We start from the raw sequence: 14,402 nt of genomic DNA, 5'->3' as shown, positions 1-14,402 counted from the left end.
TCTGCTTTTTGTTATAATAGTAAGGTTTCTTGAAAAAATAGATATATTTTAGGCAGATTGGTTTACAACTATAATAAGCTGTACTATAATTCAAATAGATATAAATCGGAATCATTCTGAATTAAAATAGGTGAGATGCTATGAATAATATATTAGAGATTGAAGGTTTAACATTCCGATACGAAGATCGGAATGTGTTAGAAAATATTAATTTGCAAGTTCCGAAGGGAGCTTTTTTAGGTTTAGTGGGACCGAATGGTTCAGGTAAATCAACTTTACTTAAGTGTTTATTAGGCGTTTTAAAGCCAAAAGAAGGAAGCATTCGTGTGTTTGGCGTTGATAGTAAGAAGTTTAAGGAATGGAATAAAGTTGGTTATGTATCCCAAAAAGCAAATAGTTTCAATTCTGGTTTTCCAGCAACTGTTTCTGAAGTTGTGTCAATGGGACTTGTTTCGAAAAAAGGGCTTTTTCGCTTTTTCACAAAAGAGGATAAGAAAAAGGTAGAAAAAGCAATTGCTGATGTAGGGATGAGTGAGTTTCAAGGTCGTAATATTGGAGAGCTTTCTGGTGGACAGCAACAGCGTGTATTTATTGCTCGTGCGCTCGTTAGTGATCCTGAATTGCTTATTTTAGACGAGCCTACTGTTGGAATCGATGTAAAAAATGTGGAAAGTTTTTACGAAATATTAGAGGATTTAAACAAAAGGCTCGGGATCACATTAATTCTTGTTACTCATGATATGGGAGCTGTTACCGAAAAAGTAACACATGTTGCATGCCTAAACCAACATCTACATTTCCATGGAAATGTAGAGAAGTTCCGAGAGTTAGAAGATGCAGAAATGTCCGTCTTATATGGACATCATGTTCATCGTTTAGAACACGAACATGAGCATCACGGGAGGATATAATGATACAAGATTTTTTACAATATGACTTTTTACGTAATTCTTTATACGCAGGTATTTTAATTGGACTTGTTGCACCACTAATAGGTGTGTTTGTTGTTATTCGTCGTTTATCTCTTATTGCGGATGCATTAAGTCACGTGACGTTATCAGGTATTGCAGCAAGTTTATTACTTGAAAAAACCATTTTTACAGGTGGTTTTTTAAACCCCTTATATATGGGGATGGTTTTTTCAATTGGTGGAGCGCTATTAATCGAAAAGTTAAGAACTGTATATAAGCACTATCAAGAATTAGCAATTCCGATTATCCTTTCGGCAGGGATGGGAGTTGGAGTTATTTTCATTTCACTTGCAAATGGATTTAACACAGACTTATTTAGTTATTTATTTGGTAGTGTCAGTGCTGTAACAAGTACGGATTTAATTATTATTGGGATTGTAGCAATTGTTGTTGTTGCGACAATTATTTTATTATATAAAGAGCTGTTTCTACTATCATTTGATGAGGAATACGCAGTATCAACTGGTTTAAGAGCGAAATGGATTCACTTTATTTTCATTATATTAGTTGCTCTTGTCATTGCAGTATCAATGCGTGTAGTAGGGGTTCTTCTCGTATCATCATTAATGACGTTACCAGTTGCAGCAAGTATTCGTATTGCTAAAGGATTTAAACAAACAATTTTCTTTTCCATTTTATTTGGTGAAATTGCAGTAATTGGTGGAATGTTTGCTTCGTATCAACTTGATCTAGCACCAGGTGGTACAATTGTTATGATAGCAGTTCTTATTTTAATCGGTGCGATTTTATGGAAGAAGAAAAAAACTGCATAAAGTAGGGATAGGTATGAATCTAACAGAAGCTTTACGCCTAATGAAGGAAAAAGGATACAAACATACTGGAAAAAGAGAAGAGATGCTCAGATTATTTGCAGCACATAATCGTTATTTAACTGCGAAAGACGTTTTAGAGCATATGAAAGACGATTATCCAGGGCTTAGTTTTGATACGATTTATCGTAACTTAACAGTTTTTGCTGAGATTGGTGTTTTAGAACAAACGGAATTAAATGGTGAAAAACATTTTCGTTTCACTTGTTCTATTATGGAACATCATCATCATTTTATTTGTTTGGATTGTGGTGGGACGAAAGAGATTACTTCCTGCCCAATGGATTTTATGAATAAAGATTTTACTGGTTATGAAGTAACGGGTCATAAGTTTGAAATATATGGTCGTTGTCCAAAATGTGCAAAGTAAAAGCTCGTCGGTTATATAACTGACGAGCTTTTTTACGTAGAAAAGAAGGTTGCTCACAAATATTGTGGCAACCTTCTTTTTATTGTTCTTGTGTCTCTTTTTCTTTTTCTCGTTCAGCAGCCATTTCAGCAGCAATTACGTCGATTTCTTTTTTCAGTTCTTCTACCATTGTTTCTTCTGGTACTTTACGAACGACTTGCCCTTTACGGAATAATAATCCCTCTCCACGTGCACCAGCAATACCGATATCAGCTTCACGAGCTTCACCAGGACCATTTACAGCGCAACCAAGTACTGCAACTTTAATTGGTACTTGAAGTGTAGAGATGTATTCTTCCACTTCGTTAGCGATGCTAATTAAATCGATTTCAATACGACCACAAGTTGGACAAGAGATAAGTGTCGCTGCGTTAGACGCAAGACCGAATGATTTTAATAATTCACGAGCAACTTTTACTTCTTCAACTGGATCAGCACTTAATGAAATACGTAGTGTATTTCCGATGCCTTTACTTAAGATTGCTCCAAGACCAGCGGCACTTTTTACAGTTCCAGCAAACAATGTTCCAGATTCTGTAATACCTAAATGTAATGGGTAATCAAAAGCGCGAGCAGCTTTCTCGTATGCTTCGATTGCTAAGTTAACATCAGAGGCTTTCATAGATACGATAATATCGTGGAAATCTAAGTCCTCTAAAATTTTAATATGATGTAGCGCGCTCTCAACCATACCATCAGCAGTTGGGTATCCGTACTTTTCTAAAATGTGGCGCTCTAATGAACCAGCGTTTACACCAATACGGATTGGAATACCGCGCTCTTTTGCTGCATTTACAACAGCTTCTACTTTATGGCGACGACCAATATTACCTGGATTGATACGTACTTTATCAATGCCACCTTCAATTGCTTTTAAAGCAAGGCGATAATCAAAATGAATATCAGCAACAAGTGGAATGTTGATTTGTTTTTTTATATCAGCAATAGCATTAGCTGCGCGCTCATCTGGAACGGCAACGCGGACGACTTGACAGCCAGCTTCTTCTAAACGCTTGATTTCAGCAACTGTTGCTTCAACATCATGTGTTTTTGTTGTTGTCATACTTTGTATAATTAATTCATTATTACCGCCAATTGTTAAATTACCGACTTTAACTGGACGTGTTTTTGTACGATGAGTCATTTCATTCACGAATAGATCGCTCTCCTTATAAAAGAAGTTTCTTATTTAGTCCCTCATATCAATGATAGTATACGTGATATAGGGCTATAGAAACCGAAGTGCTCGGTTTCACTTTTACTATTGTATCAGCGCCTTTATGTAATTGACAAGGATTAAGTGATGGCTTATTGATATAACGGGAATTTATAAGACTTTCCAATTTGTATTTTTGTAGCAGATGTACTTTTGTTTAATTGTTTAAAGTCGTCAATGACTTTTTCTATGGAAGGAATTTTTTTCTTGTTAATTTGTTCTGTAATAGAAAGAACTGTCTCGCCAGTTTTTACTTCAATTGTTTTATAAGATGTATCCGTTTCTTTTTCTGTTTTATTCTCTTTATTTTGTTGGCTGTCTGTGTTTTCTTTTTTAATCGTTTGGGCAGCAGTTGTTTTTTTATATGAACTTAACATCGGTAAAGTACCGATTTTTATATCGTAATAAAATATATAACCGAGAACAAGCACGAATAGAAATATACCTAACCTCTTCATATTCTTCACTCCTTTGCTAGGAATATATGCTTGTCCAAAAAAAAAATGCCTATTTAGGCATTTTTTTATTTTTCTTTCGGTTGGGGTACCTCTTTAATCGTTAAGTATAGAACGATTAAAACAACAGCGATATAAATGAATGTTGCGCCAGGTACGACGATTTTGAATAAATCCATAATCATGAAGAAAATGGTTGGGATTGTGTAGCTGTATGCAGTTAGTGTCCAAACTTGTTTATAGGATAGTTTACGTTGACCGCTCATAGCAGAACCGATGAACGCAAGTAAAGTCACGCCTACAAAAGTGATGAATAATTGGAATAGGTACACTAAGAATCCAATAACAAATAATAAAATTGGATAAATATTATCGAATAAAGAAATAAATTCTTGTAGATCTTTTTTCTCAAGAGATGCACCTAACAAATCGTTATAAGAATACGTTTGTGTTTGACCATTTCCCATAGAGACTACTTTATCTTTTAAAACAAATAAACCTGTTTTATTTTGATATTTTTCTAGGTCTGTTGAATTTGGATCAAATACGAAAAGTGCATTTCCTTCTTCTTTTTCAATAGGCTGATCAATATCGGCTTTTAGTTCGCCATTTTCAATTTTAAAATCAGGTAAATCTTTATCGATGACTTGATTTACCATGCCTACACCATCTTGGATAAAACTACCGTACAAAAAAGTTCTTGGAATAGTAGTAATTAAGCAAAGTAGCATAATATACAAAATGGTTTTACCGATTTTTTGAAAACGGAATAGCGCCATATCTTTAGGCGAGTATATGCTTTTTACGAATTGGGTAAATATGGACATAGATTCACTTCCTTTATGTATGTATAAAATCATTGTAACGTAGGAATCTAGAGAATCTCAAGATATATTATATTTACATATAGTTGAGATAACTAAATTTCTTTTTATTAACTTTCTTCTTTTAAATAAGAAAAATACAATTGACACTTTTCTTTTCTATATGGTAAATTTATCTTACATTTCTTAAAGGGCATATCCGATAGGAATTCCTTTATTTGATATGTTGTTACATACATAATTGTGGACCCTTAGCTCAGCTGGTTAGAGCAGACGGCTCATAACCGTCCGGTCGTAGGTTCGAGTCCTACAGGGTCCATATCCATTTCGCATGTTTATTATGTTAGCAGGAAGCTTCCTTGTAGAAGGAAGCTTTTTTTACGGAATATATGAGCATTTTAATTGAAAAGAAGTGGGAATTTTGCTACTTTAATGATAGCAAGACAATGTGATTTATTTGTTTGCACCCTATGGCAATTAGGGTAGAATGAAGTTGTATGTCACTTAAGTGGCAATACATAAACTGGGAGGAATATAACAATGGCAAAACACGAATTACCAAATTTACCTTATGCGTATGATGCTTTAGAGCCTCACTTTGACAAAGAAACAATGAACATCCATCATACAAAACATCACAACACGTACATTACAAACTTAAACGCTGCTTTAGAAGGTCATGCAGAATTAGCTGACAAAAGCGTAGAAGAATTAGTTGCAAACTTAAACGAAGTACCAGAAGCAATCCGTACAGCAGTACGTAACAATGGTGGCGGACATGCTAACCATACATTCTTCTGGACAATCCTATCTCCAAACGGCGGAGGACAACCTGTAGGTGAACTTGCAACTGCAATTGAAGCAAAATTCGGTAGCTTCGATGCATTCAAAGAAGAATTCGCAAAAGCTGGCGCAACTCGCTTCGGTTCTGGTTGGGCTTGGTTAGTAGTAAACAATGGTGAGCTAGAAGTAACAAGCACTCCAAACCAAGATTCTCCTTTAACTGAAGGTAAAACGCCAGTTATCGGTTTAGATGTTTGGGAGCATGCTTACTACTTAAACTACCAAAACCGTCGTCCAGACTACATCGGTGCATTCTGGAACGTTGTAGATTGGAACGCTGCTGAAAAACGTTACCAAGAAGCAAAATAATTGTAATAAATATAGAAAAAAGCTAGGGGAGAACCCCTAGCTTTTTTCTATGCTTTCCTTTTACATAATTGGGCTTGTCTTTGGAAGACTAGAACATGAAGTAAAGGAGAGTTGTGTATGAAGTGGAAACATATAATTGGTGACGTTGAAGTGAATCGGGATTTAGTGTTATTGCTCCTTATAGGAGGTTTATACACGCTCGCAATTTCTTTATCGAATACGTTTGTAAATATTTATTTATGGAAACAAACACAAAATTATGTGAATCTTGGCTTGTATAATTTGGCCAGCGTTATATTACAGCCTCTCACATTTCTTGTAGGGGGAAAATTAGCGAAACGTATCGATCGCTCGATTTTATTACGAATAGGAGTAGGAACGCTCGCAATTTTTTTTATTGTTGTCTTAGTAGCGGGGAAAAGTGCTTCTCAGTATATTTTATTAATGGGGGCTCTTTTAGGAGTAGGATACGGTTTTTACTGGTTGGCTTTTAACTTATTGACATTTGAAATTACAGAACCAGAAACAAGAGATTTCTTTAATGGGTTTCTTGGACTTCTTACATCCTTCTCTGGGATGATCGGACCAATAGCAGCAGGATACACAATTTCACGTATGGAGAAATGGAGTGGTTATACTGTTATATTCTTTCTTTCATTAGTTCTATTTGCAATTGCTGTCGTCTTAAGCTTCTTTTTATCTAAAAGAGAATGTGAAGGGCGTTATGAAATCGTGCAAGTATTGAAAGAACGACGGATTGATAAAAACTGGGGAAAGATTACACGAGCTCATTTTTTCCAAGGATTGAGAGAAGGAACGTTTATTTTTGTCATTTCAGTATATGTTTATTTAGCAACTAATAGTGAGTTCGCATTAGGGAAATATAGTTTAGTGAACTCTGCTGTATCCTTTGTATGTTATTACTTAGTTGCTCGTATGTTAAAGAAGGAGTGGCGAAAAAAAGCAATTTTACTTGGAGGCATTATTTTATATGCTGTCGTCTTTTTAGTTATTTTCAATGTTACATACACGAAATTACTTATTTATGCGGCATGTATTGCGATTGCATATCCTATTTTACTTGTTCCGTATGGATCAATGACATATGACGTAATTGGTAGAGCGAAAAATGCGAGAGAATGGCGTGTGGAATATGTCGTTGTTCGGGAGCTGTGGTTAAACGCCGGAAGAATCTGTTCCATTTTAAGTTTTTTATGTGCTGTACTATTCTTTCCACCTGAAAAAAGTTTACCTTACTTATTATGTATTTTAGGTGCTGGACATTTTCTTATTTATTTTGCAGTTAAAAATGTCAAATATGATGAGGGAAATGCGAGTAAAACAAGTGTTGTAACGCAAGGAAACGCGCAAAACCAAACTGAACCAGAAGGTTAACTTCTCGTTTGTTTTATGCTAGAATAGAAAAAGATGTAAGACAGCAGTGAGGACACCTGTATGAAGGTGTCCCTTTCACATTACATAGCTGTTGGTAGAGGGGGTTTGTATGAGCAAGAAGCAGAAGCAAAATAAGAAAAAGACCCACGTTCCTTTTCGGTTAAACGTGCTGTTTTTCTGCGTGTTTTTAATGTTCTCCGCGGTTATTGTAAGGCTCGGATATGTACAAATTGTTCGCGGTGAAGAATATAAGAATGAAGTGGAGAAGAAAGAAAACTCAACGATAAGTAATCCTGTACCGCGTGGGAAAATATTTGACCGTTATGGGCGATCTGTAGTAGATAATGCAGCCATTCGTACTATTACATTTACAAAAATGAAAGGATCAACTGCAGAGGATCGCTTAGAAACAGCGAAAAAGCTAGCAGATTTGATTGAAGTACCGACAGATAAATTAACAGATCGCGATAAAAAAGATTATTGGCTTGCTATGCATAAAGAGGAAGCTAAAGAAAAAATTACGAATAAAGATCGTCAAGAGTTTAAAGATAAAAAAATTGATGATAAAGAATTAGACGAGCGTCAGCGCAGTCGTGTAACAGAAGAAGAGATTAATCAATTATCCGCAAAAGATCTAGAAATACTAGCGATTAAGAGTAAGATGGATGGCGGATATGCAATGACACCTCAAGTTCTTAAGAAAAATGCAACAGATGAAGAATATGCGATTATTAGTGAAAATTTAGCGCAATTGCCGGGAGTAGATACAAGTGTTGATTGGGAACGAAAATATGCATATGATGGTGATTTGTTCCGAAGTGTACTTGGTGGTGTAACAACTTCTGACGAAGGTTTACCAAGAGAAAGACTAGATTACTATCTTGTTCGTGATTATAATCGAAATGACCGAGTAGGAAAAAGTTATCTTGAACAACAGTATGAAGATAGTCTGCACGGTACGAAAGCAGAAGTTAGAAATGTTACAGATAAAAACGGTAATATTTTAGAAACGATTAATGTATCAAAAGGACAAAGTGGTAATGACCTGAATTTAACGATTGATATGGAATTACAAAAGCGCGTGGAGGATATTCTTACGAAGAATTTAATGAGATTTAAAGGAAGCGAACCTCTTTTAGATCGCGCATTCGTTGTAATGATGAACCCAAAAAATGGTGAAGTTTTATCTATGGCTGGGAAACAATTAGTTAACGAAGATGGTCAAACGAAAGTAAATGACTTTGCATTAGGTACCATGACAAGTTCTTATCCGATGGGGTCAACTGTAAAAGGTGCAACAGTACTTACTGGATATCAAACTGGTGCGATTCAACCAGGTTCAGTACAATTGGATGAACCAATTAAATTAAAAGGTACACCTACGAAGTCATCTTGGAAAACGATGGGATATATTAATGATCTTACAGCTTTAAAAATGTCTTCTAACGTTTATATGTTTAAAACAGCGATGAATATCGCTGGTGTTCCATATGTGAGAGGTGGTACGTTAGATATACCTCAAAAAGCATTTGATACGATGCGTTATTATTTCGGACAGTTTGGACTTGGTGTAAAAACAGGAATTGATTTACCGAATGAATCTGCTGGTCAGATGGGGAGAGGTAGTCAACCAGGTTTCTTACTAGATTTATCAATTGGACAGTATGATACGTATACACCGCTTCAATTAGCGCAATATATTTCGACGATTGCCAATGGTGGATATCGTATGCAACCACAAGTTGTAAAAGAAATTCGTCAACCGGCAGTGAAACCAGATGAAGTTGGGAAAGTTGTTCAATCTATGGAACCGAAAGTATTAAATCGTGTTGATATGCCAGAATCGCAAATTAAACGTGTTCAAGAAGGATTTAGACAAGTGTATAATGATTCAGGTGGTACAGCTACCAAATACTTTACAGGTGCAAAATATAAAGCGGCAGGGAAGACAGGTACCGCGCAAACTGTGTATGGCGGAGATAAAGAGATTGGTAGAAAGGCAAATGGTGAACGTGTGGAAACATATAACTTAACATTAGTAGGTTATGCGCCACTTGAAGATCCAGAAGTAGCATTCTCTGTTGTTGTTCCATGGGTACATGATGATAAGACTGGTATTAATGGATATATTGGTCGTGAAATTATGGACGCCTACTTTGATTTAAAAAACCAAGAAGTAAATGGTGAAGCTCCAAAAGATGATAAAAACAATAAAAATAAAGATCAAGATGATGAATAAAAAAATTTAAAAAAAGCACACTATCTGAAAAGATAGTGTGCTTTTTTTTATGGTTTATGCATATCGTGTAATAAATGTGGACAAGTATACAATATTGGGAAACACGCGGCCTTATAAATGATACTTGTATATGGTGGGATAGGGGATAAATATTTTATAGGGTAAATCATCAGAGGAAATGAATAGCTACTACTGAATTAAAATTGTACCGTATGTTGATTTTTGTGGAACTTTACAAAACTTTTACAAACAATTAAAACCGAATTAATAGTTTAGCAGTATTCTTATATCTGTAATCCTGTTATTTCCGGTTACTTCTAGGAGGAAGAACACGTGAAATGGATGCGTACACCGATTATAATTTTCGTACTATCGATATGGTTCCTCTGTTTTGAAATGTCTACTGCATTTGCTTTAAATGATATGGGAGAAGTGAGAGTTGATGGATCCTCAACGGTTTTTCCTATTATAGAAGCAGTAGCGGAGGAATATACAAAGGTGCATCCAGACGTGAAAATTTCCATCAGTGTTTCTGGAACTGGAGGAGGATTTAATCGTTTCAGTAAAGGAGAAGTAGATATAAATAATGCTTCGAGAGTAATGAAACAAGTCGAGAAAAATGAGATGAAGAAAAACTCTATTCAGTTCACACCTTTTGAGGTCGCTAACGATGGTCTTACAATCGTTGTGAATCGGCACAATACATGGGTAGACGATATGTCAGTAGACGAGTTACGTTTACTGTGGAGTGAAGATGGAAGAGAGAAGCGATGGTCACAAATTCATTCAACATGGCCACGTGAACAAGTGAAGTTTTATGCACCAGGCGTAGACTCTGGTACTTATGATTATTTTCAAAATGTCATCTTACAAAATCATCGCATTGTAAAAAAAATCTCTTTGTCTGAAGATGATCAAGTTATTATGCAAGGGGTAATGAATGATAAACATGCCATTGCTTTTGTAGGATATGCTTATTATATGGCTAATCGAGATAAGGTGAAAGCAATAAAAGTGAATGGTGTATTTCCGACGAAAGAGACCATTCAGTCAGGTAAGTATAAGCCGTTATCTAGGCCGCTACTTACTTATGTGAATAATGCATCTATCCGAAATAAAATGAATGTAGCAAACTATGTTGAGTTTATGATTCAGCATGTTGGTAACCTCGCTGAAGAGGTCGGGTATGTAAAATTAAGAAAAGAAAAATACAATGAACAGCTGCGTATGTTAACAGAAATAAAAAGGTAATGTCAGGGTGGAAAGGGGTTTTCATCTTTGGCTCATAATGACAAAAGTCAAATTACATTTTCTGTACAATATTTGATTGAAAGAAATACAAAACAAAGAAAAAAAACGCAGCGAATCAATCGAATAATGCCTTTGTTACTAAAAATAATTGCTAGCGTTTCTATTGTTACGACACTTGGAATTGTTTTTACGCTCTCTAATGAAACAATCATGTTTTTTCAAAAAATATCATTGTACTCCTTTTTGACGGAGAAAGAATGGTTACCGTTTTTTGAAAATCCTAAATTCGGTATATTACCACTTATATGTGGAACGTTCCTTGTAACAGCAATCGCTATGTTTGTAGCAATTCCTATCGGTTTAGCGTGTGCCGTATTTTTAAGCGAATATGCTTCAAATAGTGCACGGAAAATATTAAAGCCGATGTTAGAGCTATTAGCAGGTATCCCGACAATTGTATATGGTTTTTTTGCATTAACAATTGTTACGCCGCTTTTACAAAGGATTATACCAGATTTACAGTTTTTTAATGCGATTAGCCCAGGAATCGTTATCGGATTTATGATGATGCCTACAGTTGCATCTCTATCTGAAGACGCGATGAGAGCTGTGGTGAAAGGGACGAAAGAAGCTTCATTAGCACTCGGAGCGACGCGGTTTGAAATGGTAAAACAAGTGGTGTTTCCGTCCGCTTTTACAGGGATTATGGCAGCAATTATATTAGCGGCTTCGCGTGCAATTGGTGAAACGATGATTGTTGTAATTGCGGCAGGATCCACACCAAATGTATCGCTTGATCCGACACATTCTATTCAAACGTTAACAGCCTATATTGTGCAAGTAAGTTTAGGTGATGCTCCGCATGGAACGATTACGTATTACAGCATGTATGCTGTAGGCGCAACATTATTTTTGTTTACCTTTATTATGAACATCATTTCGCAGTCAATTATGCGCCGTTTTAGGAGGATGACATAATATGCGAATGTTGAATCATAAAAAAATACAAAAAAATATGGCATCACGCTTTTTAAAAGATCGAATTTACAAATTGTTATTTTATATAGCAATTTTATTTTCAATCGTAATTTTGTTTTTGTTACTGTTTCAAATTGTTGAAAAAGGTATAAGTTATCTTTCAATAGATTTCTTTACAAATTTCGCTTCACGTAATCCGAAAGAAGCTGGTATTGCTGCAGCTTTGTCAGGGACAATATTATTTATGAGTATTGTTATACCTGTTTCTTTTATATTTGGAGTTGGAACAGCACTTTATTTAGAGCAATATGCGAAGGAATCTCTATTTAAAAAAATAATAGAGATTAATAATCAAACGTTAGCAGGAGTACCATCCGTTGTATTTGGATTGCTTGGTTTAACTATTTTTGTATATGCTCTTCATTTAGGAGAGAGTATAGTTGCAGCAGCACTGACGATGAGTTTACTCGTCTTACCAACAGTTGTTGTGGCGAGTCAAGAAGCAATCCGATCAGTACCAAGTGCATTATTAGAGGGTTCTTACGGATTAGGTGCTACGAAGTGGCAAACGATGTATCAAATTGTATTGCCATATGCTTTCCCGGGGATTATAACGGGCTGTACGTTAGCGATATCAAGAGCAATTGGAGAAGCAGCACCACTATTAGTTATTGGGGCACTTGCGTTTGCAAATTATGTTCCATTTAGTATGTTTGATAGATTTACAGTTTTACCAATTCAAATTTTTAATTGGATGAGTAGGCCACAAGAAGAATTTCAGTATGTAGCAGCAGCTGGGATGATTGTTTTGTTAGGTTTGTTGCTATTTATCAATATATTTGTTTTATGGTTACGAAATCGAAAATAAGTTGGAAGTGGATGAAAGGGGAATTCAAATGGTAGCAACAGTAGTAAATGTACAGGTGAAAAACGAAGAGAAAATCGAGACTGCGCCAAAGAAAGTAGTATTTGATACGAAAAACTTAAATTTATGGTATGGGGAAGACCATGCTTTAAAAGATATTAATTTAAGTATTCATGAGAATGAAGTTACAGCAATTATCGGTCCAAGTGGCTGTGGTAAATCAACGTACTTAAAAACGTTAAATCGCATGGTAGAGTTAGTACCGATCGTTCGAACTACAGGTGTAATTGAATATAGAGAACGCAATATATTTGATAAATCATATCCAGTTGAAGAATTAAGAACGCACGTAGGAATGGTGTTCCAAAAGCCAAATCCATTTCCAAAATCTATTTATGAGAATGTAGCATACGGTCCAAAAATCCATGGTATCCGTGACAAAAAGACATTAGATGAAATTGTTGAGAAAAGTTTACGCGGAGCAGCGATTTGGGATGAGTTAAAAGATCGTTTGCACGATAATGCATACGGTTTATCTGGTGGACAGCAACAGCGTCTATGCATCGCACGTTGCTTAGCTATTGAGCCAGACGTTATTTTAATGGATGAGCCAACATCGGCACTAGATCCAATTTCAACATTAAAAGTAGAAGAATTAATTCAAGAGTTAAAGAAAGACTTTAGTATTGTTATCGTAACGCATAATATGCAACAAGCAGCGCGTATTTCAGACAAAACCGCTTTCTTCTTAAGCGGGGAAGTTGTGGAGTATACAGATACAAACAAATTATTTACGACGCCTTCAGATAAGCGTACAGAAGATTATATTACAGGTCGCTTTGGTTGATATCGTTGCAAAGCTAAGAGAAAATGCCCTCTTAACAGAGGGCATTTCTTATTTTTATCTCACTTTAATAGGGAAGTAATACCTTCTCTTTATCTTAAGGTTTATTACAAGCGTAAGAGGTTATGTAGGAGATTTATCCCGCTATTTGCGGGCAGTAAGACCCCACCTCAAAATTCAGCAAAAGTAAAGAAGTTAGGTGGGCGGGCGGCCTGTAAAAGCCCGATTGATGAGGGGTGATTAAAGTTTCACTTTGTATATAATGGCACATAATATTGAGGGGGAAGAAAAAATGGTAAGAGAACAGTTTCAAGGTGATTTAAAAGTGTTACAGCAAAAGGTGATTGAGCTTGGCGAATTAGCAAATGCGGCTTTATTGATTGCTATGGAAGGTCTGCATACAAGGGATGTAGAGAAAGCGTTAGAGGTCATTGATGGTGATTACCGTATGGATAATTTAGAAGAGGAAATAAACGATCTTGCGCTTATGCTCATTACGAAGCAGCAACCTGTAGCAAGTGACTTAAGAAGAATCTTTATTTCAATTAAAACAGCGACAGATTTAGAGCGTATTGCAGATCATGCTGTTAATATTGCAAAGGCTACAATTCGTCTTGGGGAAAAAGAAGTGGCTGTTAGTTTGCACAACCTGGATGAAATGTTTGCGGTTGCAAATAAGATGTTGCATTTAGCGTTAGAAGCATATGAACAAGAAAATTTAACTTTCGCGAAACAAATTGCTGAAATGGATGATTCCGTTGATGAAATATATGGAAAAGCAATTCGTGAGTTTATATCTTCAGTTCCGGAACAACCAGAAGCAATTACGCAAATTACACAATTATCATTTGTGGCGAGATATATTGAGCGTGTAGCAGACCATATTACAAATATTGCTGAAAATGTATTTTATTTAGTAAAAGGAAAGCATTATTTATTGAATGAGTAGGAATAAAAGTAGGTGATGAGAAAT

Annotated in this window: 14 protein-coding genes and 1 tRNA gene; 12 read left to right on the top strand and 3 right to left on the bottom strand. The window is 35.7% G+C overall.

Annotated features, from left to right (window positions below; genetic code table 11):
- Positions 1–140 precede the first annotated feature (140 nt).
- Genes MHH27_RS22035 through MHH27_RS22025 form a run of 3 tightly spaced genes read left to right on the top strand, consistent with a single transcriptional unit; the run spans position 141 to position 2,171 of the window.
- Complete coding sequence (locus tag MHH27_RS22035) at positions 141–911, top strand: metal ABC transporter ATP-binding protein (protein ID WP_001059662.1); 771 nt, start codon at positions 141–143, stop codon at positions 909–911.
- Entirely contained in the window at positions 911–1,744 is an 834-nt protein-coding gene (locus MHH27_RS22030; RefSeq protein WP_000613817.1) for a metal ABC transporter permease, read from the top strand. Before MHH27_RS22035 ends, MHH27_RS22030 begins: the two co-directional genes overlap by 1 nt.
- A 13-nt stretch (positions 1,745–1,757) precedes the next feature.
- Positions 1,758–2,171 (top strand): Fur family transcriptional regulator, encoded by a 414-nt coding sequence (locus MHH27_RS22025; RefSeq protein WP_001054516.1) that lies wholly within the window; start codon positions 1,758–1,760, stop codon positions 2,169–2,171.
- 79 nt (positions 2,172–2,250) lie between these two features.
- On the opposite strand, the gene ispG is transcribed toward MHH27_RS22025, so the two are convergent.
- The 3 genes from ispG to yqgB form a co-directional block, all read right to left on the bottom strand.
- Positions 2,251–3,354 (bottom strand): flavodoxin-dependent (E)-4-hydroxy-3-methylbut-2-enyl-diphosphate synthase, encoded by a 1,104-nt coding sequence (ispG, locus tag MHH27_RS22020; protein WP_161114734.1) that lies wholly within the window; start codon positions 3,352–3,354, stop codon positions 2,251–2,253.
- A gap of 164 nt (positions 3,355–3,518) precedes the next feature.
- The gene (gene yqfZ, locus MHH27_RS22015) at positions 3,519–3,884 is read right to left on the bottom strand and encodes a protein YqfZ (protein ID WP_000825415.1); all 366 of its coding nucleotides are present in this window, start codon (positions 3,882–3,884) and stop codon (positions 3,519–3,521) included.
- Positions 3,885–3,949: 65 nt separating this feature from the next.
- Complete coding sequence (yqgB, locus tag MHH27_RS22010) at positions 3,950–4,708, bottom strand: protein YqgB (protein WP_000021895.1); 759 nt, start codon at positions 4,706–4,708, stop codon at positions 3,950–3,952.
- A gap of 242 nt (positions 4,709–4,950) precedes the next feature.
- Between yqgB and MHH27_RS22005 the strand changes: the two genes are divergently transcribed.
- The 9 genes from MHH27_RS22005 (at position 4,951) to phoU (ending at position 14,378) form a co-directional block, all read left to right on the top strand.
- Positions 4,951–5,024, top strand: a tRNA-Ile gene (locus MHH27_RS22005).
- Positions 5,025–5,245: 221 nt separating this feature from the next.
- Positions 5,246–5,857: a superoxide dismutase [Mn] gene (gene sodA, locus MHH27_RS22000; RefSeq protein ID WP_001052031.1), complete on the top strand. Its 612-nt coding sequence runs from the start codon at positions 5,246–5,248 to the stop codon at positions 5,855–5,857.
- 117 nt (positions 5,858–5,974) lie between these two features.
- Complete coding sequence (locus MHH27_RS21995) at positions 5,975–7,252, top strand: MFS transporter (RefSeq protein ID WP_023523062.1); 1,278 nt, start codon at positions 5,975–5,977, stop codon at positions 7,250–7,252.
- 109 nt (positions 7,253–7,361) lie between these two features.
- Positions 7,362–9,491: a peptidoglycan D,D-transpeptidase FtsI family protein gene (locus MHH27_RS21990; protein ID WP_071713588.1), complete on the top strand. Its 2,130-nt coding sequence runs from the start codon at positions 7,362–7,364 to the stop codon at positions 9,489–9,491.
- A 342-nt stretch (positions 9,492–9,833) separates the two neighbouring features.
- Positions 9,834–10,742 carry a PstS family phosphate ABC transporter substrate-binding protein gene (locus MHH27_RS21985; protein ID WP_202441590.1) on the top strand — a complete coding sequence of 303 codons (909 nt, stop codon included), beginning with the start codon at positions 9,834–9,836 and terminating at the stop codon, positions 10,740–10,742.
- 27 nt (positions 10,743–10,769) lie between these two features.
- Positions 10,770–11,720: a phosphate ABC transporter permease subunit PstC gene (gene pstC, locus MHH27_RS21980; RefSeq protein WP_053563644.1), complete on the top strand. Its 951-nt coding sequence runs from the start codon at positions 10,770–10,772 to the stop codon at positions 11,718–11,720.
- Position 11,721: 1 nt separating this feature from the next.
- Positions 11,722–12,588, top strand: a complete 867-nt coding sequence (gene pstA, locus MHH27_RS21975; protein WP_053563645.1) for a phosphate ABC transporter permease PstA — start codon at positions 11,722–11,724, stop codon at positions 12,586–12,588.
- A 28-nt stretch (positions 12,589–12,616) separates the two neighbouring features.
- The gene (pstB, locus tag MHH27_RS21970; RefSeq protein WP_000226681.1) at positions 12,617–13,432 is read left to right on the top strand and encodes a phosphate ABC transporter ATP-binding protein; all 816 of its coding nucleotides are present in this window, start codon (positions 12,617–12,619) and stop codon (positions 13,430–13,432) included.
- Positions 13,433–13,721: 289 nt separating this feature from the next.
- A complete protein-coding gene (gene phoU / locus MHH27_RS21965; RefSeq protein WP_000251246.1) occupies positions 13,722–14,378 on the top strand; it encodes a phosphate signaling complex protein PhoU in 657 nt (218 codons plus the stop codon).
- The last annotated feature ends 24 nt before the right edge of the window (positions 14,379–14,402 follow it).

Source organism: Bacillus sp. FSL L8-0152, from assembly GCF_038006365.1.
In the GTDB taxonomy this organism is placed as follows: Bacteria; Bacillota; Bacilli; order Bacillales; family Bacillaceae_G; genus Bacillus_A; species Bacillus_A cereus.
The sequence above is the reverse complement of the archived record's forward strand: the minus strand, read 5'-3'. Positions and strand labels throughout refer to the sequence as shown.